Genomic DNA, 24,924 nt, shown 5'->3' with positions numbered 1-24,924 from the left:
CTTTCCGGCTATCGGCCGCGTCAGTTGCCGCCTGTGTTGAACATCTGCGCGTTGCCGGGTTGGTAGCCGCTGCCGGGCGTCAGGAAGCGCTCGCGCTGCACGCGCCCCTGTTCGGCAGCGGCGGTGCGTTCTGCATCGGTGAGCGCCTGGGCGCGGCCATTGGCGGCAATGACGGCCGTCAAATCGGCGAGCTGTTGCGCCTGCAATGCGAGGAGCTGGTTGCCAGCCTGGGTCGCCTGCAGCGCGCCGGTCGCGCCTTGGCTTTGGTCCACCAACGCTTCCATCTGGGCGCGGTTCGTCTCGATATTGCCCACCACGCCGGCCTGGACGCGCATCGCGTCCTGCAAGCCGCCGACGGTGTTTTCCCAGCGCGAGCGGGCATCGGCGACCAGCTGCTGCTCGGAAGCGCTCAGGTCGATATTGGCGTATTTCTGCTGGAAAGCCTGGTCGATCTCCTGCACGTCAAAGGCGATGTTCTGTGCCTGCTGAAGCAGGGATTGGGTACGACCGACCGCCTGTTGAAGCTGCTGGAGCGACGAGTAAGGAAGGCTCGTCAGGTTGCGCGCCTGGTTGATGAGCATCTGCGCTTCGTTCTGAAGCTGTGTGATCTGATTGTTGATCTGCTCGAGGGCGCGGGCCGCCTGCAGCACGTTCTGCGCATAGTTGGTGGGATCGTAGACGATCCAAGCCGCCGAGGCCGGTGGCGCCAGCACCATCGGCAGCACGGCAACCGGTGCGGCGATGAGCGTGGCGGCAAAGCGCAACGCGCGCGAACGGGATTTACGTGTCTTCATGATCAGTCTCCTTCTTGGTGTGGGGGATGAGATTGCTGAGATCGGGAATGAGATCGGCCGCCCAGTCGACGCCGCGCTCCCGCAGCCAGGCCCCGAGGAAATCCTCGCGGTCATGTTGGGCGAGGACGCGGGCGATGGCGGTCTGATCGGTCTTGGCCGAGGTGGCGCAGAGCGCCAGCGCCACCTCGCTGAGGCCCAGTTCGAAGAGACGATTGCCGCGCCGCGACTGGCAGTAATAATCGCGCTTGGGCGTGGCCCGCGCGAGGATCTCGATCTGGCGGTCGTTGAGACCGAAGCGGCGGTAGATCGCGGTGATCTGTGGCTCGATTGCGCGCTCGTTCGGAAGCAGCAGCCGCGTCTGGCAGCTCTCGATGATGGCCGGTGCGATCGCCGAACCGTCGATGTCGCTGAGACTTTGCGTCGCGAAGACGACGGAAGCGTTCTTCTTCCGGAGCGTCTTCAACCATTCGCGGAGCTGGCCGGCAAAGCCCTCGTCGTCGAGCGCCAGCCAGCCTTCGTCGATGATGATGAGGGTCGGCGAGCCGTCGAGCCGGTCCTCGATGCGGTGGAAGAGATAGGCCAGGACCGCGGGCGCCGCACCGGTGCCGATGAGCCCCTCGGTCTCGAAGGCCTGCACGGTCGCTTCACCGAGATGCTCGGTCTCGGCATCGAGCAGCCGTCCGTATGCGCCCCCGACGCAATAGGGCCTGAGCGCCTGCTTGAGATCGTTGGACTGGAGCAACACGGCCAGGCCGGTGATCGTACGTTCCCCGGCAGGGGCGGATGCGAGCGAGGTCAGCGCTGTCCAGAGATGCTCCTTTACCTCCGGGGTGATCTCGACGCCTTCGCGCATCAGGATCGCCACGACCCAGTCGGCCGCCCAGGCCCGCTCGGCCGTCTCTTCGAGACGCGAGAGTGGCTGCAGCGAGACACTCTGGTCATCGCCCTCCGTCAGCCCGCCGCCGAGATCGTGCCAGTCGCCGCCCATGGCAAGCGCGGCGGCGCGGATCGAGCCTCCGAAGTCGAAGGCGAAAACCTGCGAACCGGCATAGCGGCGGAACTGCAGCGCCATGAGTGCGAGAAGGACGGATTTGCCCGCGCCGGTCGGGCCGACAACCAACGTGTGTCCGACATCGCCGACATGAAGGGAAAACCGGAACGGAGTCGAGCCTTCGGTCTTGCCGAACAGCAGTGGGGGCGCTGCAAAGTGCTCGTCCCGTTCGGGCCCCGCCCACACGGCGCTCAGGGGGATTATGTGGGCGAGATTGAGTGTCGAGATCGGTGGCTGGCGGACATTGGCGTAGACATGTCCGGGTAACGAGCCGAGCCACGCATCGACGGCGTTGATGGACTCGGGCATCGCGGTGAAGTCGCGGCCCTGGATGACCTTCTCCACGAGGCGCAGCTTCTCGTCGGCCACGCGCGGGTCGGCGTCCCATACCGTCACAGTCGCGGTGACATAGGCGACGCCGGCATAGTCCGCGCCAAGTTCCTGCAGGGCGAGGTCGGCATCGGCCGCCTTGTTCGACGCGTCGGTGTCGACCAGCACGGAAGCCTCGTTGGTCATCACCTCCTTGAGGATCGCGGCAATCGACTTGCGCTTGGCGAACCATTGCCGGCGGATGCGGGTCAGCAGCCTGGTCGCATCGGTCTTGTCCATCAGGATGGCGCGGGTCGACCAGCGATAGGGAAAGGCGAGCCGATTGAGCTCGTCGAGCAGACCGGGCGTGGTCGCCGTCGGGAATCCGGTGATCGTGAGCACGCGCAGATGTTGATCGCCAAGCCGAGGCTCCAGCCCGCCGGCAAGCGGCTGGTCTGCGAGCAGCGCGTCCAGGTACATCGGCGTCTCCGGGACGCGGACACGGTGGCGTTTGGTCGAGACGCATCCGTGCAGATAGGTCAGGGTCTCGGCGTCATCGAGCCAGCGGCACTCGGGCATGAAGGCGTCGACCAGGCGGAGCACGCGGTCGGTGCGGTCGGCGAAGCCTGACAGAATCTCGTGGGGATCGACGCCCTTGGTCTCTCGGCCTTCATAGAGCCAGCTCTCGGCGCGCGCGGCCTCCTCTGCCGGTGGCAGATAGGTGAAGGTGAGAAAGTAGCTCGACTCGAAATGTGCGCCGGCTTCCTCGAAGCTTGCCTTGCGCTCGGCGTCGACAAGTGCGGATGCGGCGTCCGGAAAGCGGCTGTCGGGATAGCTGTTGGACGGGTGGCGCTGCGCCTCGACGAATATCGCCCACCCCGAGCCGAGACGGCGGAAGGCGTTGTTGAGGCGTCCTGAGACCGCGACGAGTTCGGCTGGAACCGCTGAATCGAGGTCCGGTCCGCGGAACCGTGCCGTGCGCTGGAAGCTGCCGTCTTTGTTGAGGACGACGCCGCTACCGACTAGGGCCACCCAGGGCAGATAGTCCGCGAGCCGGGTGTTGCGATTGCGGTATTCGGCGAGGTTCATCATTGACGCACCTTCCCGTTCAAACCGTCAGATGCGCGGGAAAGCGCAGATGGCGGCGGCCGACCTCGGCGAAAAGCGGATCACGCTTGGCGGCCCAGACTGCGGCGACATGTCCGATCGCCCAGATCGCGATGCCCACGAGCCAGAGCCGCAGGCCGAGTCCCACCGCGCCGGCGAGGGTTCCGTTCATGATCGCGATGGCGCGCGGCGCACCACCCAGCAGGATCGGCTCGGTCAGCGCCCGGTGAACCGGCACCGAAAAGCCGAGCAGTTCGCCGCCCTGGTCGGAGGTGACAGCCATCAGACCAGTGCCCCGCCGCCGAAGGAGAAGAAAGACAGAAAGAAGGAACTCGCCGCGAAGGCGATCGACAGGCCGAACACGATCTGGATCAGGCGCCGGAACCCGCCGGACGTGTCGCCGAAAGCAAGGGTCAGGCCGGTGATGATAATGATGATGACGGCGATGATCTTGGCGACCGGACCCTCGATGGATTCGAGGATCGACTGAAGCGGTGCCTCCCAGGGCATCGATGAGCCGGAAGCGTGTGCAGCGGGCGCCATCATCAACGTCATGACAGCAAGCGACATTGCGGTCGCCAGTCTCTGGCGGGCGTTATGCAGGGTCTGGTTCATGGAAGCGTTCCTTTGCGGCTGGGATGGAAAGAGCTGTGTCGGGAGCCTCGACAGCGGTCACGACGCGGTAATCGCCATCGAGGCCGAGACCTTCAACACGGGCGAGTTCGGACAGGCGGCGGGCCGAGCCGCGCCCTGACAGCACGGCCACAAGATCGATCGTTTCCGCGATCAAGGCGCGCGGGACGGTGACGACGGCTTCCTGGATGAGTTGCTCAAGACGGCGCAGCGCACCCAGCGCCGTGCCCGCATGGATCGTACCCACCCCACCGGGATGGCCGGTGCCCCATGCTTTAAGGAGATCGAGCGCCTCGCTGCCGCGAACCTCGCCAATGGGAATGCGGTCGGGCCGCAAGCGCAGCGACGAACGGACGAGGTCGGAGAGCGACGCGACGCCGTCTTTCGTCCGCATGGCGACGAGGTTTGGCGCGGCGCATTGCAGTTCGCGCGTATCCTCGATGATGACGACGCGGTCGGATGTCTTCGCGACCTCAGCCAGGAGAGCATTGGTCAGCGTCGTCTTACCAGTGGAAGTGCCGCCGGCAACAAGGATGTTGGCGCGCGCGGCGACGCCGAACCGCAACGCCGATGCCTGCGCGACCGTCATGATGCCGGCGGCAACATAGTCATCGAGGGTGAACACCGCGACGGCCGGCTTGCGGATCGCGAAAGCCGGCGCAGCCACGACTGGCGGCAGAAGTCCCTCGAACCGCTCCCCCGTTCCAGGTAGCTCCGCCGAGACGCGGGGGCTGCCGGTATGAACTTCTGCGCCGACATGGTGGGCGACCAGGCGGATGATCCGCTCGCCATCCTCTGACGAAAGGCGCTCGCCGGTGTCCGACAATCCCTCGGAGAGGCGGTCGATCCAGAGCCGCCCGTCCGGGTTCAGCATCACCTCGACAACGGCGGGATCTTCCAGGAATGTCGCGATAGCCGGACCGAGCGCGGTGCGCAGCATTCGCGCGCCGCGTGCGATCCCTTCCGAATTGCGATGTGAGGCTGCCATCCGATCCCCGATTCCAACGGGGACGAACAGACGTTCCCCATGCGGGGATGATTAAAAGAGCCTGATCTAGGGCTGATTCAACAAAGAATTAGCGGCGGCGTGGCGTAGCGTACAAATACAGGAAAACGGCGGCTGTCCCATTCTCTGCTCCCGCGAGAGCAGAATTGAACCGTGTTGTGGAAGTAACGGCATGCCGTGTCATCCGTCGAAGCGTCTCATCGGCCAATGGTTGCCACGACTTCTGTGAATCGGGCCACCTCAGCTTCCGTGTTGAAGTAATGCACTGACGCTCTGACCAAGGAGGCTAGCCCTCTGTCTTCGAAGTCTAGTCGTGCGTAGGGCATCGCCGAGACGGATACATTTATTCCTCGGCGTCGAAGCTCCTCAGCCATGTCTGCGGGTTCAACGCCGTCCTTGCTGAACGTAACGATCCCACATTTCTTCTGGCCTAGGTCATGAACTGTCACGCCGCGCGTGTCAGCAAGCGCATCACGCAACTCCTGCGCTAGCTTGCCGACGCGCATCTCAATGTTCTTCAGGCCCACGCCGCGCGCGTAGCGAACAGCCGCCATGAGACCGACCCGGCCCGCGACATAGCTTTCCCAATTCTCAAAGCGTTTCGCGCCGTCTGCGAACGTGTACCCGTTTGCTTCTGTCCAGGTGGCCGACAAAAGGTCGATAAATGGAGGATCAATCTCGTTGATGATTTCTTTGCGCACATAAAGGAAGCCGGTTCCACGAGGTCCGCGCAGGAATTTTCGCCCGGTGCCAGACAACATGTCGCAACCGATGGCCTTTACGTCCACTTCGAGCTGTCCGACGGATTGGCAGGCGTCGAGCAGATAACGAACGCCGTGCTTTTTGGCGATACTTCCTACAGCTACGGCAGGGTTGACCAATCCGCCCTGCGTAGGCACGTGCGTGATCGCGATGAGCCTCGTGCTTGGACGGATCATTCGATCCAACGCCTCGACATCGATCTGCCCATACTCATCCGAGGGTGCGAGGTCGATCTCGAAACCAACTCTCTTCGACTGCTGGAGAAGAGCAAGGTAGTTCGAGGCATATTCCGAAGCGTGCGTAATGACGCGATCGCCTACTTTCAGGTTGAGGCCATAAAACGCCATATCCCATGCTCGGGTCGCGTTTTCGACGTAAGCGATTTCGTCTGACGAAGCATTCAAAAGCGCGGCAAACTCAGTATAGAACGCAGCGAGATCCTCTTCAGCCCACCGTTCGGCCTCGTAGCCTCCCACGGAGTTTTCGTCGCGCAAAACCCGCTGCAGTGCGTCGAACACAGGAGTGGGCATCAGAGACGAGCCCGCGTTGTTGAAATGCAAAACGTTTTCGCAACTCGGCGTATCGGCCCGGGCTTTTTCTATGTTCAGCACGATAATATCCTCCCAACTGCTAATCGGAAGTGCGGCAAGCCAATCAACTTCCTGCTTGAGGCTCTGCAACCAATTTTGCCGAGACCTAGAACAATCGAATTTGCCACGCACATAGCGTGATAGCATCCCAGAGGCGCGGCGCATGAGCCCGGCGATGCGGCTGGCATTGGAGTTGGACGATAGCATCCAGGGAATTCCATTTGAATGTTGTCCAACCCCAAAAACGGGTCTACGCCATGCGAAAATGTCAAGGATGAGAATTTGGCGGGCACACCAATCTAGCCCGAAGCGCCTCTAGACGTTTCAAGTCATAAATCTAAAAACGCATACCCATTTTGCACATGCTCCAGTTCAACAATGCCATGGCGGCGCAGATTTATTGAACATGCAATGCTAAGTAAGGGTGGGCAACAGGGTTCAACTCCCAGATCCGTCAATGTCCTCAGGAATCTCCTGCCTGAGCTTCGGTCCTTTTGCGAGACGACGTCCCAATGCTGTAATGAACGCCTCGTAACGATCGCTGGCCTTCGCACGGGCGGCGAGTGCTGCCGGCTCCGGCAACGCCGGCGTCGTCGCCAGCCAGAACCGAACGAAGATGGCCAATGTCTCGACGGAGATGCCGACGTCACGCTCCAGACGAATCATGCGGCGATCAATCTGATCTAGCCGCTTTGCGATGGCGGCCTCGCGCCTCTCGGCATCGTCCGGCGACAGGAAGGAAGCGATGGCTGCCTCCGCGATCATCGACTGGGACTGCTCGCGGCGCGCGGCATATTCCAGGAGCATCGTCATGACGTCCGGATCGAGATAGACGGAGATCTGTGTCTTCTTCCTACGGCCAGCCATGGTCTAAAGTTCCATTCCGTCCTTGGGGTCCATCGAGATCTGCCGCGCCACGCGTTGCATGACCCGTGTCATCCGGCTGTTGCGCGCGGTTTCCTCGTGATCATCGTCGATGGGATCGATCTCGAACTCGTTTTGGATCGGCTCTTTTCGCTCGAAGGGTCGAGTGCGGCTGAGTTCAGGTTGGTATCGCCGTTCGGAATCAGTCGAATCTTCCTCCTCGGTCGCGTTGCAGGTGGCTCCTGCCGCGTGTGCTGGCTTCGGTGGCAATGGCAGCGTGGACCAGTCATCACCTCTGGCCTTGGTTGCGGTAATCTTGGACGGGGGCGGCAGGATGCGTTCGCAGAAGCGCGGATCCTCGTAGTAGCGCGCCTTCTTCGCCCGGATCGGCGGCATGCCGGCAACCAAAACAATCTCGTCGGTGGGTGAGAGCTGCATGACCTCGCCGGGCGTCAGCAGTTGACGGGCGGTTTCCGAACGCGAGACCATCAAGTGTCCGAGCCAGGGCGATAAACGGTGCCCGGCATAGTTCTTCATCGCCCTCATTTCCGTCGCAGTACCGAGTGCGTCAGACACGCGCTTTGCCGTGCGCTCGTCGTTGGTGGCGAAGCTGACGCGGACATGGCAGTTGTCGAGGATCGAGTTGTTCGGACCGTAGGCCTTCTCGATCTGGTTCAGCGATTGCGCGATAAGGAAGCTCTTGAGGCCGTAGCCCGCCATAAAGGCCAGAGCACTCTCGAAGAAGTCGAGGCGTCCGAGTGCCGGAAATTCGTCGAGCATGAGCAGTAAGCGGTGCCGGTCACTTTTCTTCTGCAGGTCCTCGGTCAGTCGCCGGCCGATCTGATTAAGGATCAGACGGATCAGTGGCTTGGTCCGATTGATGTCAGAAGGCGGCACGACGAGGTAGAGCGTCGTCGGGTGTTTGCCGCCGACCATATCGGTGATGCGCCAATCGCAGCGCCGGGTGACCTTGGCGACGATCGGATCGCGATAAAGGCCGAGGAACGACATAGCGGTGGAGAGCACGCCACTGCGTTCGTTGTCCGACTTGTTGAGGAGCTCGCGCGCTGCACTGGCGATGACCGGATGTGGACCGGCTCCGCCGAGATGCGCGGTCTTCATCATAGCGGCGAGCGTGGATTCAATCGGGCGCTTCGGATCGGACAGGAAGGCGGCGACGCCGGCGAGCGTTTTGTCCTCCTCGGCATAGAGAACATGGAGGATGGCGCCGACCAGGAGCGCGTGACTGGTCTTCTCCCAGTGATTGCGTTTCTCGAGGGAGCCTTCGGGATCGACAAGAATATCGGCGATGTTCTGGACGTCGCGCACCTCCCACTCGCCGCGGCGAACCTCGAGCAACGGATTGTAGGCCGACGATTTCGGATCGGTCGGGTCGAACAGCAGCACGCGGCCATGCCGGGAACGAAAGCCGGCGGTGAGCTGCCAGTTCTCCCCCTTGATGTCATGGACGATCGCCGAGCCCGGCCAGGTCAGAAGCGAGGGGATGACGAGACCGACGCCCTTGCCCGAACGGGTCGGTGCGAAGCACAGGACATGCTCCGGCCCCTCATGGCGGAGATAGTCGTTCCTGAGCTTGCCGAGAACGACACCGTCGGGTCCGAGCAGGCCGGCGGCCCTCACCTCATCTGGCTTCGCCCAACGCGCCGATCCATAAGTGTCGACACTCTGCGCCTCGCGTGCGCGCCAGACGGACATGAGGATCGCCACTGCGATTGAAATGAAACCGCCGGAAGCCGCGATGACCGCGCCCTCGATGAAGATCGGTGGTGCATAGGCATCGTAGAAGTACCACCACCACAAGAAGGCGGGCGGATAGTAGATCGGCCATCCCGCGAACTCGAACCAAGGTGCACCTAGCTGGGGCTGGAAGCCAAGGCGCCAAGCTGTCCACTGCGTCGCCGCCCAGGTGGTAGTGAGGACGATCGTGAAGACGATGACGATCTGACCCCAGAGAATTTTCGTACCCGACATGGCACATTTACCAAGAAAATATAGGTACGTTGGGGACCATGAACGGGGTCGGCAAGCCCGTTATTTCTCCAGTCGTAAAAACGGTGCCTAACGGTCAGAGAACGGCGGGCTGACTATGTGCGAAACCGTCATTGGCTGGATGCGACGCCGTACGAAGCGGTGTTTTTGGACAGACTAGGAGTATTCCCGCTCCGCGCCAGTAGCGGAGATTGATCCGCAGTCTCAACAGGCAACTCGCGCCGACAGAGTCTCACCGCGGGGGACCTACGAGCGTGGCCCGCTGCTTCTTTTCTCGTGCCTTCTTGGGATCTTTGATCGCCTCAACAGACTCGATGCATTCGGCAATATACTCCCGCGGCAGGCCGTGTTCCCTGGCACCAGCAAGGACGAAGTCCTTGTACCAACCATAGGGCTTGAGGTTGTCGTCGACATAGTCCGAGCTGGCGAGGTAGGTAAGGACTTTCCGCCTGCGACCTTTGTCATTGATGACCGCGACCATTGCGTGCTCGTAACCGCTGCCAAAGCCCTCGGCCTTATCTAGCTTCGCTCGCTCGGCAGGATCAAAGCTGAACAGGACTCCGATCACGCTATCGTCGTTCCCGCTGGCAAACGCGTTGCACTTACCGGAGTTGTCCACACTACGCTTGTGAAAACGGAGCGAATGACTCGGCAAGGTCGCGATGCCGAGCGGTTTGCAGCTCGGCATGCGTTCGCGCAGCCGGGCGGTCGACATGTTGGACCCATAGGCGAAATAGACGACGGGGCCCGGTGGCCCGGACTCTATTTTCTTCAGCGCCGGGATTGTGGCATCGCCCGGCTTGAGGACTGTGCGCAGCGGCACCGTCATTATGCTGCACGCGTCGGTTTCTTCACCCTCACGTGTGATGATCAGCTGTCCCTCTTCGAGGTCGACGATTGGAATCGGCCTGCCGGTCCATCCGCAGTCGGCGCACCGCGGGCGTTCCCAGAGGACCCCAGGTGCCGCGGTGTTCTCGCCCTGTTCGGGCTCGAGGTGTGGTGAGCCGCATTTCGGGCACTCCACAGGCACACCGCGCAGCGCACGAAGGATCAACGACATTGCCATACCGGTGGCGTGTTGGGCCAACGAGTGCGCCATGTCTGCATCAATCCAGGTGGCCGACTTTGAGTGCGTCAGCCAGTTGGAAAAGGTCCATGCGGACTCAAGCGCACCCTTGAGCGCCCCGCGACGCTCCTTGTTGGAGTCGCCTGGCAGAAGATCGTTGCAGATGATCTCCGCCCACTCGCGGAAGTTCGCGCGCTGCGGCGGTGTGTCGGTCCACGTTGCCGCGTCCTGCGCGGCGCCGATTAATTCGAGTAGCGTCTCCCGGCAGCGGACACCGACAGCCTGATAGCCCGCGAGGTTGTGCGCCTGTGTCACGGCGATGCCGGCTTCTTCGATCTTCTCGAAGATGGGACCGAACGGGATGATACGTAGATCGTCTGTCTGCTGCTCAGCCGTGCGCGGGATGCGGAGGATCAGGCCAATATGGAAGGTCAGAGCAAGGTCCATGTTGGGGAACTGCTCTTGAGAATAGAGGTTTGTGCCGCCCGTGATGACCCACCAGCGATCCTTGTTGGTGTGGATGTCCCACACGTCGTGGCGCGTGTTCAGAACGGCCTCCGAGTAGACCTTCTGCATAAACGTCACTTCGAGGTCAGGCGCCTGCCATTCGAAGTATTCCCGGACTTCCTCGATCTCTTCTTCGGTCGCTTTCAACATAATCGGCTCCCACGATGGACTCGTCGCACCGCGCTGCAAAGGGTTAGCGAAACAATAGTCCGATGTCGCAGCGCTTACAAAAGCCGACACGGCAACGCAGGACGTCCTTGGGCTCGAAGCTGTCCTTCGCCAACGGTCTAGTTACACCCACTGACAAAGTTCAGCGCCCCAGGCCCCGCTTGCGGCCGAAGCTCCAATCGATCCCACCGTCCCCGCGCGCGACGCCAGAGACATGGCGGCCCAGATGTTTTTCGAGCGAGGGCGTCCAGGGCACGAGTTGGAAGCCGAGGCCGTCGTCAATCATGGCGAAGCGTCCAGAGGTGAGCGACAGGCGTTTGCAATAGGTTCCGGCGACATACTCACCGCTACCTGCGCGCTGGAACGGCTGCCCTGTCTGCGCTGCAATTTTCTCGCCCAACGTTTCCACTTCGCGCTGGCGGAGCGTGCCGAGTAGATTGCGGCTAAAGATGATGCGTCGGCCCTCTCGTTCAGCAAAGCCCTCCTCGATCAGGTGATCCGCGCGCCGATCCAGGGCTTGGCGAACTTCCGCGCCGAAGCCGCCTTCTGACAGTGCCGCGGGGTCGCGCGCGATGTTCTGCCGGTCGAGCCAGGTCGCCCCCGATGCGGTCACCTGCCGTTCGATGTCGAGATCGGAACGCACCGCGAGCACGACGCGGCGCCGGCCGCGGAATCGTCATAGGCGCGCAGTTCGACGATCGAGCCCGGCGCGCTGTCGCCGGCGGCATCGAGATCGGCGAGTTTGATGTGATGGCTCCGTCCGTCAATGCCGTCGACCACGGCATAGGCTGTGGCCTTCAGTTCGTCGTCGAGTCCACGTTCGACCAGGCGGCCGACGATCGGCGTGTCGAGACTTTCGGCGGCCAGCACGTAATCCGCCGATCCGCGCCCGATGCCGCGCTCGGTCAGCGCCCGGTGCATGCGCTTGATGATGTCGCCGCGCGCGCCGAGTTCACGTAGCGTCGCCTCGGCGTTGTCATCGATCATCCATTGGCCGGGACCGACCTGATCGGCCAGGCCGAGCGCTTCCAGCTTGCGCAGCCGCCCCACCTTCAGCGCGTGGTACTCGTCAGGCTGCTCGCCCGGATGCGGCGCGACGTCGATGACACCGGTGCGCCGACCGTCGCGGACGAGCTGGCGGTCGAGCTGTGTCCAGCGCTCTGAGGCGATCTGGTTTTCCAAGCTGCGGCGGACGTCGAGATCAGTGCGCGGGCCGAGCTCTTGGGTGATGAGATCGCGTGCCCGGTCGCGCATGCCTTCCTTGATGTAGTCGCGCGAAATGACGAGGTCCTCGCCGTCGTCGCGCATGCCGCGCACGATCAGATGGACGTGCGGGTGTTCGGTGTTCCAGTGATCGACGGCAACCCAATCGAGTTCTGTGCCGAGATCCTTTTCCATCTGTCCGACCAGGTCACGAGTGAAGGATCGGAGGTCAGACATTTCCAGCGCGTCGTCGGGCGAGACGATGAAGCGGAAATGATGGCGGTCGTCCTCGCAGCGCTCGGCGAAGGCCCGGCCGTCCGCTACCTCCTCTCCCGGCCCGAACAGCCGTGCCTTCTCGCCGTCGCGGGTCACGCCATCGCGGCGCAGATAGTCGAGATGGGTGCCGAGCGGCGCGGCGCGGGCGGAATGGCGCACGACGCGCGCCTTGATGACGGCGCCGCGCGAGCGTGCGGTGATGAGGCGATTGGCCTGGATGCTGGCGCGTTGGCCATGCCCGAAGCGCGAGCGGTTGCCGGACGTGACGCGCCCGGATCGCGACACGCCGCCGCCCGACTTCTTCGCGGCCGCCAGCGCCTGGGCGATGAAGGGGCGCGCCGCTTGCGCCCGCGTTGAGCGGATACGGCCGGGACGGATGCGGAACTCGCGATCATCGGCCATGGCATCGCTCCGCAATGTGCGGAAAACCCTGCAAATCTGGGAAGTAGAGCGCTTGGCGCACGTTGCGCCGATGGCGGACAATGTGCGGAGCGTCCAAGAAAATCCCACAAAAACAACCGACCGACCGGCGCGCAAGGTGCGCCCTTTTATCCTGCCATCGGTCGGTTGTGGGGCCTGCCGCTCCCACTCTCGTCCGCCATGGTACGCCAGAACCCGACGTCATGCGAAATAAGCTGGCCCGCCTCATGGGGCGTCCCTCGCTGTGTTCTGTACGACAAACATCGTCTTCGGACCGGAAGAGTCCTCGGCGTCATGTCGCACCGGCACGGAAGCGGAGTTGCGCGCCGATGACCTCTCGGTGGTGCGGTCTGCGGGTGTCCGGCGGTCGTTCGAGCGCGGAACGAACAGCGGTGCTTCGCGCCAGTCTGGTGGCAGCGGCGGTGCGATGGGAGCGTCCACCGACTGCGTTGCGACGCCCAGCGCTGGCGCAAGCTGATCGAGATAGGCGCGTGTTTCGGCAGGCAGCGGCCGACCTGTCGCGAGGTGCTCGTCGTAGCGGGCAGGTCCCGCATTGTAGGCCGCCAGCATCGCCGGAATGGTGCCATAGCGGTCGTACATTTCGCGCAGATAGGCCGCGCCCGCGAGGATGTTGTCGCGCGGATCGAATGGGTCGAGACCGAGCCGATAACGGGCGCGCAAGGCATCCCAGGTACTGGGCATGACCTGCATGAGGCCTCTCGCACCGGCATGTGAGACTGCGTGCGTATCGCCGGCGCTTTCGGCGCCCAGGACGGCGACGATCCAGCGTTCGGGAATGCCGAAGCGCTGCGCCGCCTCCGCAATATGTGCGGCAATGGGATCGCGGACTTCGTGTCGTCTGGGCGGTGCCGGTTGTGCGGATGCGCCGCCGATGTCGAGGGTGGTGATGACCAGGCCGGAAAGGAGAAGGAGGGCAATGCGGCCGCAGGGGCCGCACTGCCGCAATGTTGCTGACGGACCGATGAGCGACATCGATCAGTCCTGCTCGTCGCGCTTTTTCGGGCGAGTCCAGTGCAGGCCCCAGTCACGTCCGTCCTCGTCCGATTGGAACAGCCGGGCTCGCACGGGGAACGGAAAGGCGGGGTCATCGAGGACGACGGAGATGAAGGTCCCGGCGCGCTCGCCGGTATGTTTCCAGCCGGCGCCGACCTCGGGTCCGTCCTCATCGCCGAGATGAATCCGATAGGCGGGCGCATTCTCGCTGTCGGGACTGTCGGCGCTGACAAAGGTGAGTTCGCAGTCGAACGACAAGGAGCGGATACGTCCGATATAGCCGGTTGGCGTGCGGGTGAATTGACCGATCTGGGGCATGAAACCTCCTTCTGGATGCGATGAGGTTGCAGGAAGGCGTGCGTCGTCACCGCGTCGGCGCGCGCCAGACGAAGCGGCCTTCGCCGTCCTCGTCGGTGTAGAGGGGGATGGCCCGACCGATGACGGTCGTGGCCGGAAGCGGGCCGAAATAGCGGCCGTCGAGACTGTCGGGGACTTGCCAGTTCATGAGGAAGAGCTCGTCGGCCGCGACGACGCGGCAGCCGCTCCAGACCGGCAGCGGGCGCTCGCGCCGATCTCGGTCGAGCGCCTCGCCCATTGCGATTCCGTCGACCGTGATGGTGCGGCCGGTGCGGCACACGCGCTGTCCCGGCAGGCCGAGGACGTGCTTCAGGATGGGCACGTCGCGGCCGATATAGCCGCGCTCGACCATGAAGTCCTCGAGCGGCTCGGGCGGTATCACCGCAACCAGATCGGGCACTTCGAGGCGTTCGACGGGCCCGATCCGATAGAGCCCGATCGGCGCGCTGGCCGACACGTTCCAGACGAGTTTGAGCGATGTCGGAACGAGGGCAGCCGCGGCAACGGCCAGCACAGCGAAACAGGTCGCCTTGACATAGCCGACGCGAGTCATTGCTCGATCTTCCGCCGCTTGAGCCATGCCTGATGGCGCTGCTGCGTGTAGGCGCGCGGCTCCTGGCCGGCGCTCATCCGGTGCGCGACATGACGCCAGTGATCGGGGGCGGCATCGCAGGGATCGACCCCTGTGGCTTCCACCGCGTCGATGTGCTGGAGCACCTTTTCGACCTTTGGCCAGCCTTCGATCTTGAGAAGGATTTCGCCACCGGGGCGCACGAAGGGTAGTGTCTGATAGGCGGCGCCCGGTGTGACGGTACGCACGATGTCAATGCGCGAGATGACGGTGCCGTAGTCGTTGGCCGCCCATCGCACGAAGGCGAAAATGGCGCCGGGCCGGAAGGACACGACGCGCCGGCGTCGGTCGATGATCCGCTCGCCGGTCTCGCGGCCGAAGCGAATCCAGTATTCGATCCGCTTCTCGATCCAGATCAGTTCCACATGGATGAGCGCATCAGGATTGTGGGCAGACGGCATCGGGTCGCCGCCAACGCGGGGGCCGCGGTGCCGGTCATGAGGGGTCTCCTTCGTCTTCTGGGAATTCGCGCGCGAAGAGGTCGCGCAGCATGTCGGCGACCGTGACGCCGCGCTGGAACGCGGCGATCTTGATGCGGCCGCGCTGCTCGGGCGTGATGTCGATGGTCAGGCGCGCGGTGTAGCCGGGTGTTCTGCCGCGGCGGGAGGCGGCATCGGCGGATTTGATCCATTGCTCGGAATCGGCCGGTCTGGCGGCGAATGCGCGGCGGCTCGGGCGATCGCTCATGGCGAGGACTTTCCGGCGCCGATGCCGGCGATCTGATCGGTTAGGGCTCCGATCTCGCGCGCGGCCGCCGCGGCATTGTCGATTTCCGAGACCAGGCGGCCGGTTTGCGCGGCGGCAGCGAAGGCGATGCGCTGCCCGACGGTGGCGGAGAGAACCGGCGGGTCGTGATCGGCCAGCGCCTCGGCTGTTTCGCGTGCGAGCACGGTGCGCGCCGCGCACCGATTGAGAACGAAGCGTGCGACGAGTTCGGGCCGGTAGATGCGCGCTTCGTTGACGAGCGATAGCATCTCGGCCGACGCCCAACCATCGAGTGGCGACGGCTGTACGGGAATGAGAACGAGATCGGCGGCAAGCAGGGCCGAACGCATCAACCCGGCGACACGCGGCGGGCCGTCGATGACGATGTGATCGACGTTGCGTGCGAGCTCGGGCGCCTCGCGATGGAGCGTATCGCGTGCCAGGCCAACGACGCCGAAGCGGCGTGGAAGATGTTCACGGACGCGCTGCTCGGACCAGTCGAGGGCCGAACCTTGCGGGTCGGCGTCGATCAGCGTGACGCGATGCCCGCGCTGAGCCCATTCACCGGCGAGATACAGGGCGAGCGTCGTCTTGCCAGTGCCGCCCTTCTGATTGAGCAACGCGACGATCATCGCTTGCCTCCCAGACGGTCGTCGAGAGGCAGGGTTGGCGTGTCTGGGCATGGCGCAGAAGCGTTGGCTTCACGCGCTTTCGAGGGGCTTGGCGCCGGGACTTGAGCGATGTTTTCCACATCGCGAGCGCCCTCTACAGAGTTAGATTCTTTGTTAGACTCTAAGTTACGGGCGCGATTTGTCTTTTTGTTCCACGCTTTGGACGGCATTCGGGTTCCCGATAGCACGAGCCGCGGGTTCCCGATGGCACGATAGTGTGGGTTCCCGATAGCACGACGCCGTCCACAGGCTTTCCACAGGCCGGGGTCGGCTCGAAGGCGAGCAGCGTGCGACCACCCGCCTCGACTTCGAGAAAGAGCGAGTATCCGGGCAGCGGCTGGCGGCGGATGATATGGCGCAGCTCGAAGGCGAAGCGCTTGTAGGGCGACAGGCTGCCTGATTTCTGGTGGAGATGGCGGAAGTCGAAGCGCCAGCCACGGCGCTGGCGACCACCATGCTTGCGCACCAGGCGATAGAGCCAGCGATCGAGCCCGCCCGTCAGGCCGAAATAGGCGCGGTCGATGGTGAGCACGAGCCCGTCGTCGAGCACGGCGCGATAGAACCAGTCCGGCACGATCAGTTCGATGCCGTCCGGCCGGCCTTGGTGGTCGGTGCGCTCCTGCCATTCGTTGATCCAGGAGAACCGGTGACGCCGGCCTTCGCTCGGCTGCCGGATCGAAGTAGAAATGGTGGTGGACTGGAGACGGTCGAGGGCAGCCTTGAGGCGCTGGTAGTCGCGCATCGACGTGCCGCGGCCGACGAAGGTCAGGATTTCATAGGGCGTCGCCGCCATCAGGCGCGACGTTCGGAAACCCCATCGCGCGCTTCGACGATCTGGCTTGCGGCCCAGATGAGGATGTCCGCATCCCAGATGGTGGCCATGCCGTGGTCCGGCACGGCTTCGACGCGGATCGAGACGCCGCCGGCGGAGAAATCGATCGGCGCGATGCGATGGGACTTGCACAGAGAGAAGAAGGGATAGGCCATGAGATCCTGCGCGTCTCGTGGCGCGAAGTCGCCTGGAAGCGCCCGAAACAGATCGAGCTGTCCACGCTCCGACAGGGATCGGCGTCGCGCCATCATTCACGAACCTGCTCGCGCTCAGCGCGCGTGGCGGCCGGGTTGCGGACTGTCGGGGAGCGTCTGGGGCTTGGCGGGCAGCACGCGCCCGCGCGGGTCCGATGTGGACGTCACGGCGCCGCGCGCCGCCCAGGCTTCGAGGTCATCGACCGAATAGACGACGCGGCCACCGAGTTTTCGGTACGCTGGACCGGTTCCGTAGGTGCGGTGCTTTTCCAGGGTGCGGGCGGAGAGGCTGAGAAATTGAGCAGCTTCCTTGGTGCGCAGGAAGCGCGGCGGCAGTGCGGCGTGATTGGTTCGCATGGACAAGGCCTCCGTGGTGTAGTCGGTGACCGCTGCGGTTCAGCGGCGAATGGCGATTACGGTGGCGGAGGAGGAACGGCGCGAGGGAGTGCGACGATGTCGAAAAAGAATCACACCCTCTCGAACGTCGCATCAAGTCGGAGGGAACGGGGGCGAGGCTCGACCTATCGGGAAGCTACGCCGGACTTTGGCGTCATCGGGCTCGGTGCTTGTGGAGCAGTGTGCGATAGCCGCCAGCCACAAGGTCGAAGCCGGTGCGTACCCGGCGCATCACGACGTCGCGCAGCGGCATCGACTTCCACGAAATCGCGGTGTCGCGCTCTGCGGCGAACACGGCCTCCGCGATGTCCTGATATGTGGCGCCGGCCCGCCGGCCATCGATCGCCCGGAGCATTTCGATGAGATGGCGCTTGCGCTGGGCGGTGAGGCGATCGTCAGGTGCCGCCCGATGATGAACGAGAGCGTCCCGGAAGCGGAACAGCGCATCGACGCGATCATGCAGAAGCGGATCGACGGGCGTGAGGACGGCTACGGGGCCGCGAGGTGCTTTGCCGTCGAGCGCAATGGCAGCGAAGCGCTCGCCGGCCACGACAAAGCGGAGATAGAGGCCTTCCTCAGCCGACCTGGCGCTGATCGGATCGACGGCGATCGTTGCCGTGATCAAGCCTGGAACGACTATTGGCGTCAGAATGATTGCGGCCGGATCGACAGCGGGGCTCCAGAAGATGTCGGCGTTTGTGGCGGGCAGGATCGGAGGTATCGGGAAAGCGCAACCCCCAGTGCGCGCTCAGCGCCGCTATGGCATGATCATCCGATGGATCCGAAGCCGCGACTTCTCGCTGATAGTCAGAATTGCGCCGGAGGAATTCCCAGGCGAGTTCCGCCGAGTTCAGGTCATTCAGGTATCGATATGTCTCGGCGTCTCGCCAATTGTCCTGCGCCACCATCCCGATTTGCCTCCTCGAGCCTGTGCAGTGGATCCGCATGCCCTTGGAAGATCGCGGCAAAGTTGACGTCTGGATAGCGGGGCAACCGGCATATGGCGATGCGCTCTGTGCATCACCTCGGGCGTCTAGTGGTAGGCAGACCGCAGGAGGTCGCGGTAACCGTTCTCCGTCATCCACCGCGCACGAGCGAGATGGGATTCGTGAACTCGCAGAGCGCGTTCGGGTTGGTTGTCGGGGTCGAGACCGAAGACGACGCGAACGACTTCACGCCAGTGTGCAGCGTCCGCTTCGGCGTCGAGCAATCGCAGGTAGGTCACGACATGGTCGCGATCATAGTCGGTCACGTGCTCACTCTTCGGTGGCTCATCCAGGAAATCGACTTTGCCCATGTGCACTCCCGTGTCTCGGCGCGGCGCCGCAACCGGCTATGGTTAACGCAAACTCACCAGGATTGTGCAGAGGCACCGCGAAATCGCTGTGAGGGACAGGCGCCACACCATTCGGCAGGTTCTTTTCAGGCCGTCGTTTCCTGATCCTGCTTCGCCGCGGCATGAACGATCATCACCCCTTCGCCCCGGGCGGAGTTGAGGAGAACGACGCCATTGGCTTCGAGGGCCCGGCGGACCTGATCACGCGTGCTCTCGTACACCCTCAGATCGTTTTCCGATTCGAGGCGCTTGGGAGCGGTCAGCGATACTCGGGCCTTGTCAGCGAGCGTCTCCTGCGTCCAACCCAGTAGCGCGCGCGGCCCGCGACTGTCGGGCGGTGATCATGCATCATCACCTCCTACAGTCACGAATACGCACGCCAGAACTACGACTTCTCTATTCGGACCAACCGGATAGCGTGGTTTCCCACACTCCCCAGTGGTTCATTTACATACTATAGTTGATAAACTCAAAGTATGTAAATCGCGATCTTCCTGCGCATGGATATGCGCAAACTGGTCGGCCGGAACTTCGCCCGCCTGCGTCGGGAGAAAGGCCTGACCCAGGAAGATGTCGAAGCACGTTCCGGTTTCAGCCAGCAGTACCTGAGCAGCCTGGAACGCGGCCGTAGGAATCCGACTGTGATCACGTTATACGAACTGGCCCAAGCCCTCGGCGTCAGCCACGTCGATTTGGTCGAGCCCGACGACAAGGTTTGAGCGGCACACCCGCGAGGATCAGCTTCTCTTCGTGTCGGCACAAGACCGCCACAGGATGGGATCAGCGGAAGCGGCGGGACAATTTAACTTGCGACATCACCTCGGCCTCGGCCTCGGCGGTCAAGTCGTATATGCGCGCTCGCCGTTCCCCGTCCCCTTGCGGGGAGGTGCCTCGACCTGAATTGAACCCAGTCGAAGTCCGTTTCGTCGACCCACATGCGATGGAGGATCACGGCGATTTTGCGCGCCAACGCGGTGATCGCCTTCTTGTGGCCTCGGCGCCCCGAGATCCGTCCGTTGCGATCAACTTCGCAGGATTGTTGACTCTTTCAGTCGTTCTTCGTTGCACAACGACGACATTGTGCCGTTGTGCAACCTTCGCTGGCCAGCCGGCGGACCCAGGACTCAAGCGGCGGCGTAGTGGGAGAAGACGTCCGTGCTGCCATTCCGATGGATCAGGAACACGTCGTAGGCCTCGCGCTCGTTCTCGGGCCCCATGCCGGGCGATCCATAGGGCATGCCGGGCACCGCGAGGCCCACTGCGTCAGGGCGCTTGCCCAGCAGGCGGCGAATGTCGGCCACAGGGACGTGACCCTCGATCATGTAGCCCTCGACCCGCGCAGTATGGCAGGAGGCCATCTCCTGCGGGATGCCACTGTCCAGCTTGTAGCGCATGAGCGCGGTCCCGGCACTCTGCTCGGTCGTGACCGCGAAACCGTCGTTTTCCAGGATCTCGATCCAGGCCGAGCAGCAGCCGCAATTCGGATCCTTCATCACATGGATCGCCGGTCCGGCGTCTTGCGCCAGCGCCCCCAAGGGCGATGCAGCCAGCAGTGTAGCTCCGCCGATCAGGAGCGTGCGGCGGGAAAAACGGTCTTGGATCATCTGATTTCCTTTCGAGGTTGTTGTGTACTGGCAGGTCAGAGATCGACCCGTCTGAGCCGCAAGGCGTTGGTGATCACCGAGACGGAGGACAGGCTCATCGCCGCCGCCGCGATCATCGGCGATAGCAGAAGGCCGGTGACGGGGTAGAGCAGTCCTGCTGCGATAGGGACGCCAAGAGCGTTGTAAGCGAAGGCGAAGAAGAGGTTCTGCTTGATGTTGCGCAGGGTGGCGCGAGCGAGCTTGCGCGCCCGGACGATGCCCATCAGGTCACCGCCCAGCAGGGTGATGCCTGCGCTTTCCATCGCAACATCGGCCCCGGTGCCCATGGCGATGCCGACATCGGCGGCGGCCAGCGCGGGCGCGTCGTTCACCCCGTCGCCCGCCATGGCGATCTTGTGGCCGTCGCGGCGCAGCCGGTCGATCAGGTCCTTCTTGGCCTCGGGCAGGATGCCCGCCCGCACTTCGTCTATCCCGAGCTTGCCCGCCACCGCCTGCGCCGTACGTTCGTTGTCGCCCGTCGCCATGATCACCCGTAGTCCCTGCGCGTGCAGTTCGCGGATCGCCTGAGCCGTCGAGTCCTTGATCGGGTCGGCCACAGCCACGATTCCGACAAGCGCCTCATCGACGGCTATGAACATGGCCGTCTTCCCTTCGGCGCGCAGAGTATCGGCCCTGGCTTCAGCCTCACCGGTTTCAAGACCCATTTCCTGCATCATCGCGGCATTGCCGAGCGTCACCGCGCGTTCGCCGACCTTTCCGCGCACGCCCTTGCCTGTGACTGCTTCGAAGTCCTTGGCCTCTTGACGCGGCGCACCCTGCGCCTCGGCGCCCTCGACGATCGCCTCGGCGAGCGGGTGTTCAGAGCCGCGCTCCAGAGCTGCGGCCAGCGACAGCAGATCCGTCTCGGTCAGATCTCCAAGCGCGACCGTATCCGTCAGTTTCGGCTTGCCCATGGTCAGTGTGCCGGTCTTGTCCACGATCAGCGTGTCGACCCCCGCCATGCGTTCCAGCGCCTCGGCGTCCTTGATCAGCACACCCGCTTGTGCGCCGCGCCCGGCCGCCGTGGTGATCGAGATCGGTGTCGCCAGCCCAAGCGCGCAGGGACAGGCGATGATCAAGACGGACACCGCCGACGCGATGGCGAAGACCAGCGCGGGTTCCGGGCCGAAGATCAGCCAGACGACGAAGGCGACAATGGCGATGGCCACCACGGTCGGCACGAAGACCGCCGAAACCCGGTCGGCCAGCCCCTGGATCGGCGCGCGCGACCGCCGCGCGTTCGACACCATGGCCACGATCTGTGCGAGCACCGTGTCGGACCCGACCTTGCCCGCCTCGATCACGAGACTGCCGTTCTTGTTGATCGTGGCCCCGGTCACAGTGTCGCCCGGACCTTTTTCGACCGGCATCGACTCGCCGGTCAGCATGCTTTCATCCAGCGACGAGCGGCCTTCGATCACCGTTCCATCGACCGGAACCGCATCGCCGGGACGCACCCGGAGCCGGTCGCCCTCTATGATGTTTTCGAGGGGCGCGTCGTATTCCGACCCATCCGGCAGGATGCGCCGCGCGGTCTTGGGCGCCAGATCCAGGAGCGCGCGGATCGCGTCTCCGGTGCGTTCGCGCGCGCGCAGTTCGAGCACCTGGCCCACGAAAACCAGGGCCACGATCACGACCGCCGCCTCGTAGTAGGTGCCGACGCCGTGGCCCATCCGGTACTGTTCCGGAAACACGCCCGGCAGGAAGGTCGCGACGATCGAGTAGAGATATGCCGCCGCCACGCCGAGACTGATCAGCGTCCACATGTTGGGGCTGCGGTTCACAACCGAATCCCAGCCGCGCCGGAAGAACGGCAGCGCCGCCCACAGGATGATCGGCGTCGCGAGAACGAATTCGAGATAGCTCGCTGTCTGGTGCCCGATCCAGTCGCGCACCGGCAGCGCCACCAACTCGCCCATCGTCAGAACGATGAGCGGTACTGCTGCCGCCGCCGAGATCCACATCCGGCGGGTGAAGTCGGTCAGTTCCTCGCTGGGTTCGTCGGAGGGTACCATCGGCTCGAGCGCCATGCCGCAGATCGGGCAGGCACCCGGCGCGTCGCGGACGATCTCGGGATGCATCGGACAGGTGTACTGGACGTTGGCCGGAACCGCCTTCTTCTGTCCGGCAGCCCGGCCCGAGGCGTAGAACCACGGATCCGCCTTGAACTTCGTCTGGCATTTCTCCGAGCAGAAATGGAATGTCTCGCCTTGGAACTCCGCGCGACGCCCGTCGGGCTTGACTGCGACCGTCATCCCGCAGACCGGGTCCTTTGCCGTCTCGATCCCCGCCGGAATGTCGGGCGCCGGGTAATGATGATCGTGCTCCATGTTCTGCCTACCTTTCGATATCTCGTTTCAGCATGCGGCTTCCGGCGGTTGGAAGCTCAAGCCCATTTTAGTGATGGTCGTGAGCGCCTTCCCGGACCGGATTGTGCGCCAGGAACACCCCCACGAAAAGGAACACCAGCGCCATGCCGATCGCGCCAAGGACGACGATGAGGGGGTCGGACTGCCACTTCATCGCGGCGAAGGCGGACAGCACCACGGCATCGAGGGCGATCGCCGTCAGCAACACCCAACCCCGAGCGCCGATTTCCTCGCGCAGATGCCGGAACACGCCGAAGTGGATGATGATGTCCATCACCAGATAGAAGAAGGCCCCGAGCGAGGCGATGCGGCTGAGGTCGAAGAAGACCGTCAGGAAGCCCGCGATCACGACGGTGTAGACGAGCGTGTGGTCCTTGATAGTGCCCGGCATCCCGAAATGGCTGTGCGGGATCATCTTCATGTCCGTCAGCATCGCCAGCATCCGCGAGACTGCGAACACGCTGGCGATCAGACCCGAGGCAGTGGCCACCAGCGCCAGCGCCACCGTCAGGTAGAAGCCGGTCTGCCCGAGGGCGGGCTGGGCCGCTTCAGCCAGCGCATAGTCCTTCGCCGCCACGATGCGGTCGAGCGGCAGGCTGGAGCCGACGGCGAAGGCGACCAGCAGATAGACGACGACGCAGATGGCGATGGCGAGGACGATGGCCCGGCCCACATTGCGGTGCGGATCGGTGACCTCGGCGCCGCTGTTGGTGATGGTCGTGAACCCCTTGAAGGCGAGGATGGACAGCGCGAGCGACGCGACGAACCCGCTTGCGCTAGAATCTCCGGCCGACGCCTCGAACGAGATGCCGCTGGCCCACAGACCGGCCGCCCCGAACAGCGCGATGCCGCCCACCTTGAGAACAGCCATAACGATGGAGAACAGCCCGACCGACCGGCTGCCCGAGACGTTCACGAGCCAGGCGAGGACGATCAGCCCGACGCCGAGGATTGGCACCAGCACGCTGTCCGGATCGCCGCCGAACGCCCGCAGCGTGTAGGTGCCGAAGGTACGCGCGACGAGGCTTTCGTTGATGACCATCGACAGCGCCATCAGTAGGGCGGCGCCCGCCGCGACCGTCGTCGGTCCGTAGGCCTTCTTCAGGATCATCCCGATGCCGCCGGCAGAGGGATAGGCGTTCGACATCTTGATGTAGGTATAGGCGCTGAAGGCGGTCACGATGGCGCCCACGACGAACGAGAGCGGGAAGAACGGTCCGGCGAGTTCGGCGATCTGTCCGGTCAAGGCGAAGATGCCCGCGCCGATCATCACACCCGTTCCCATGGCCACCGCGCCAGGAAGGGTAATGCTGTTCCTCTCGTAATCGCTTTTCGTCATGGATTTTCCTTTTCCGGCCTTTTCCTCATCGCCACCCAGAGCAGCGGCAAGCCCGTCACAAGGCCGAGGCCGAGAACTGCCCAAGTCGCCCGGCCGAGGTCTCCGCTCACCGCTTCCCCTCCGAAATGGGCGAGCAGGAAGCTTGCCGGGACAATGCCGGCCAGTGTCGCGAGGGCGAACCGCCACGCGTGCAGGCGGCTGAGCCCGGCGGCGTAGCTGATCATGTCGAAGGACACGAAGGGCATCAGGCGACTGGCGAACACCGTCGCGGTCAATGCGGTCTGCGATCCGAGCAGGCCGGCATCGACACGATCACCGAATACGCGCCGCAAGACGTCGTGCCCCAGAACCCGCGCGAGACCGAAGGCGATCAGCGCACCGAGTTCCGCGCCGATCACGACCTGCACCGTCCCCCATAGATGCCCGTAGGCCGCCCCGGCGGCCAACGCGATGGGCGCGCTCGGGATTGGGCTGGCGACGACCGCCAGGGTCATGAGCGCGACGACAAGGATCGGCCCCCAGAGACCCGCGCGCGCGACAAGCATCTCCAGGCGCTCGCCGTCCATCAGGCTGTGCAGATCGGCGAATACTGCAGGCGCGAACTGCCAGATACCGAGCATGGCGATCCCGAGGATCGCCATCGCCACGAGAATGATTGCGCGCAGGCCCAT

The 24,924-nt window shown here is 63.8% G+C and carries 24 protein-coding genes and 3 pseudogenes; 1 reads left to right on the top strand and 26 read right to left on the bottom strand.

What is annotated here, in order from left to right; translation table 11 throughout:
• Nucleotides 1-20 precede the first annotated feature (20 nt).
• The 22 genes and pseudogenes from trbJ to HK436_RS11460 all read right to left on the bottom strand — a co-directional run bounded on the left by trbJ (nt 21) and on the right by HK436_RS11460 (nt 19,247).
• Nucleotides 21-794: a P-type conjugative transfer protein TrbJ gene (gene trbJ, locus HK436_RS11560; RefSeq protein WP_173189776.1), complete on the bottom strand. Its 774-nt coding sequence runs from the start codon at nt 792-794 to the stop codon at nt 21-23.
• Nucleotides 781-3,246 carry a conjugal transfer protein TrbE gene (gene trbE, locus HK436_RS11555; RefSeq protein WP_173189774.1) on the bottom strand — a complete coding sequence of 822 codons (2,466 nt, stop codon included), beginning with the start codon at nt 3,244-3,246 and terminating at the stop codon, nt 781-783. Before trbE ends, trbJ begins: the two co-directional genes overlap by 14 nt.
• A 16-nt stretch (nt 3,247-3,262) precedes the next feature.
• On the bottom strand, nt 3,263-3,544 hold the full coding sequence (locus tag HK436_RS11550; protein WP_173189772.1) for a VirB3 family type IV secretion system protein: 282 nt from the start codon (nt 3,542-3,544) through the stop codon (nt 3,263-3,265).
• Nucleotides 3,544-3,876 (bottom strand): TrbC/VirB2 family protein, encoded by a 333-nt coding sequence (locus HK436_RS11545; RefSeq protein WP_173189770.1) that lies wholly within the window; start codon nt 3,874-3,876, stop codon nt 3,544-3,546. The genes HK436_RS11550 and HK436_RS11545 overlap by 1 nt, the downstream gene beginning before the upstream one ends.
• A complete protein-coding gene (gene trbB / locus HK436_RS11540; RefSeq protein ID WP_173189768.1) occupies nt 3,857-4,882 on the bottom strand; it encodes a P-type conjugative transfer ATPase TrbB in 1,026 nt (341 codons plus the stop codon). The genes HK436_RS11545 and trbB overlap by 20 nt, the downstream gene beginning before the upstream one ends.
• Nucleotides 4,883-5,097: 215 nt before the next feature.
• Entirely contained in the window at nt 5,098-6,459 is a 1,362-nt protein-coding gene (locus HK436_RS11535; protein ID WP_312860542.1) for an aminotransferase class V-fold PLP-dependent enzyme, read from the bottom strand.
• 231 nt (nt 6,460-6,690) lie between these two features.
• Nucleotides 6,691-7,119: a CopG family transcriptional regulator gene (locus HK436_RS11530; protein ID WP_173189766.1), complete on the bottom strand. Its 429-nt coding sequence runs from the start codon at nt 7,117-7,119 to the stop codon at nt 6,691-6,693.
• A gap of 3 nt (nt 7,120-7,122) precedes the next feature.
• A complete protein-coding gene (locus tag HK436_RS11525) occupies nt 7,123-9,108 on the bottom strand; it encodes a conjugal transfer protein TraG (RefSeq protein ID WP_173189764.1) in 1,986 nt (661 codons plus the stop codon).
• Nucleotides 9,109-9,358: 250 nt separating this feature from the next.
• On the bottom strand, nt 9,359-10,849 hold the full coding sequence (locus HK436_RS11520; protein WP_173189763.1) for a gamma-glutamylcyclotransferase family protein: 1,491 nt from the start codon (nt 10,847-10,849) through the stop codon (nt 9,359-9,361).
• A 160-nt stretch (nt 10,850-11,009) separates the two neighbouring features.
• Nucleotides 11,010-12,748, bottom strand: a pseudogene (locus HK436_RS11515) (relaxase/mobilization nuclease domain-containing protein).
• Between the two features lie 243 nt (nt 12,749-12,991).
• On the bottom strand, nt 12,992-13,759 hold the full coding sequence (locus HK436_RS11510) for a lytic transglycosylase domain-containing protein (protein ID WP_173189761.1): 768 nt from the start codon (nt 13,757-13,759) through the stop codon (nt 12,992-12,994).
• A 3-nt stretch (nt 13,760-13,762) separates the two neighbouring features.
• Nucleotides 13,763-14,098 (bottom strand): DUF736 domain-containing protein, encoded by a 336-nt coding sequence (locus tag HK436_RS11505; RefSeq protein ID WP_173189759.1) that lies wholly within the window; start codon nt 14,096-14,098, stop codon nt 13,763-13,765.
• Between the two features lie 46 nt (nt 14,099-14,144).
• Nucleotides 14,145-14,690 carry a S26 family signal peptidase gene (locus tag HK436_RS11500; protein WP_173189757.1) on the bottom strand — a complete coding sequence of 182 codons (546 nt, stop codon included), beginning with the start codon at nt 14,688-14,690 and terminating at the stop codon, nt 14,145-14,147.
• Nucleotides 14,687-15,169, bottom strand: a complete 483-nt coding sequence (locus HK436_RS11495; protein WP_173189755.1) for a DUF2840 domain-containing protein — start codon at nt 15,167-15,169, stop codon at nt 14,687-14,689. Before HK436_RS11495 ends, HK436_RS11500 begins: the two co-directional genes overlap by 4 nt.
• Nucleotides 15,170-15,203: 34 nt before the next feature.
• A complete protein-coding gene (locus tag HK436_RS11490; protein ID WP_173189754.1) occupies nt 15,204-15,455 on the bottom strand; it encodes a ribbon-helix-helix protein in 252 nt (83 codons plus the stop codon).
• On the bottom strand, nt 15,452-16,105 hold the full coding sequence (gene parA / locus HK436_RS11485; RefSeq protein ID WP_173189752.1) for a ParA family partition ATPase: 654 nt from the start codon (nt 16,103-16,105) through the stop codon (nt 15,452-15,454). The genes HK436_RS11490 and parA overlap by 4 nt, the downstream gene beginning before the upstream one ends.
• Nucleotides 16,102-17,227: pseudogene (locus HK436_RS11480) on the bottom strand (replication initiator protein A). The gene parA and the pseudogene HK436_RS11480 overlap by 4 nt, the downstream one beginning before the upstream one ends.
• Before the next feature lie 18 nt (nt 17,228-17,245).
• Entirely contained in the window at nt 17,246-17,527 is a 282-nt protein-coding gene (locus HK436_RS11475) for a helix-turn-helix transcriptional regulator (protein WP_173189750.1), read from the bottom strand.
• 193 nt (nt 17,528-17,720) lie between these two features.
• Nucleotides 17,721-18,191, bottom strand: coding sequence for a DUF2285 domain-containing protein (locus HK436_RS11470; protein ID WP_244648672.1), 471 nt, complete (start codon nt 18,189-18,191; stop codon nt 17,721-17,723).
• Nucleotides 18,142-18,474: a transcriptional regulator domain-containing protein gene (locus HK436_RS31345; protein ID WP_244648670.1), complete on the bottom strand. Its 333-nt coding sequence runs from the start codon at nt 18,472-18,474 to the stop codon at nt 18,142-18,144. The genes HK436_RS11470 and HK436_RS31345 overlap by 50 nt, the downstream gene beginning before the upstream one ends.
• Nucleotides 18,475-18,599: 125 nt before the next feature.
• Complete coding sequence (locus HK436_RS11465; protein WP_173189748.1) at nt 18,600-18,863, bottom strand: DNA -binding domain-containing protein; 264 nt, start codon at nt 18,861-18,863, stop codon at nt 18,600-18,602.
• Nucleotides 18,864-18,988: 125 nt separating this feature from the next.
• Nucleotides 18,989-19,247, bottom strand: a pseudogene (locus HK436_RS11460) (helix-turn-helix domain-containing protein).
• A 155-nt stretch (nt 19,248-19,402) separates the two neighbouring features.
• Here HK436_RS11460 and relB point away from each other — a divergent pair.
• Nucleotides 19,403-19,621: a type II toxin-antitoxin system RelB family anti-toxin gene (gene relB, locus HK436_RS11455; protein WP_173189746.1), complete on the top strand. Its 219-nt coding sequence runs from the start codon at nt 19,403-19,405 to the stop codon at nt 19,619-19,621.
• Nucleotides 19,622-20,026: 405 nt separating this feature from the next.
• On the opposite strand, the gene HK436_RS11450 is transcribed toward relB, so the two are convergent.
• The 4 genes from HK436_RS11450 to HK436_RS11435 all read right to left on the bottom strand — a co-directional run bounded on the left by HK436_RS11450 (nt 20,027) and on the right by HK436_RS11435 (nt 24,924).
• Nucleotides 20,027-20,506, bottom strand: a complete 480-nt coding sequence (locus HK436_RS11450; protein WP_173189744.1) for a DUF411 domain-containing protein — start codon at nt 20,504-20,506, stop codon at nt 20,027-20,029.
• A gap of 35 nt (nt 20,507-20,541) precedes the next feature.
• Entirely contained in the window at nt 20,542-22,875 is a 2,334-nt protein-coding gene (locus tag HK436_RS11445) for a heavy metal translocating P-type ATPase (protein ID WP_173189742.1), read from the bottom strand.
• Between the two features lie 67 nt (nt 22,876-22,942).
• Nucleotides 22,943-24,253, bottom strand: a complete 1,311-nt coding sequence (locus tag HK436_RS11440; RefSeq protein ID WP_173189740.1) for an APC family permease — start codon at nt 24,251-24,253, stop codon at nt 22,943-22,945.
• Nucleotides 24,250-24,924, bottom strand: a complete 675-nt coding sequence (locus HK436_RS11435) for a TVP38/TMEM64 family protein (RefSeq protein WP_173189738.1) — start codon at nt 24,922-24,924, stop codon at nt 24,250-24,252. The genes HK436_RS11440 and HK436_RS11435 overlap by 4 nt, the downstream gene beginning before the upstream one ends.

The organism is Neoaquamicrobium sediminum, from assembly GCF_013240295.1.
In the GTDB taxonomy this organism is placed as follows: Bacteria; Pseudomonadota; Alphaproteobacteria; order Rhizobiales; family Rhizobiaceae; genus Aerobium; species Aerobium sediminum.
This window is presented reverse-complemented; position numbering and strand designations above follow the sequence as displayed.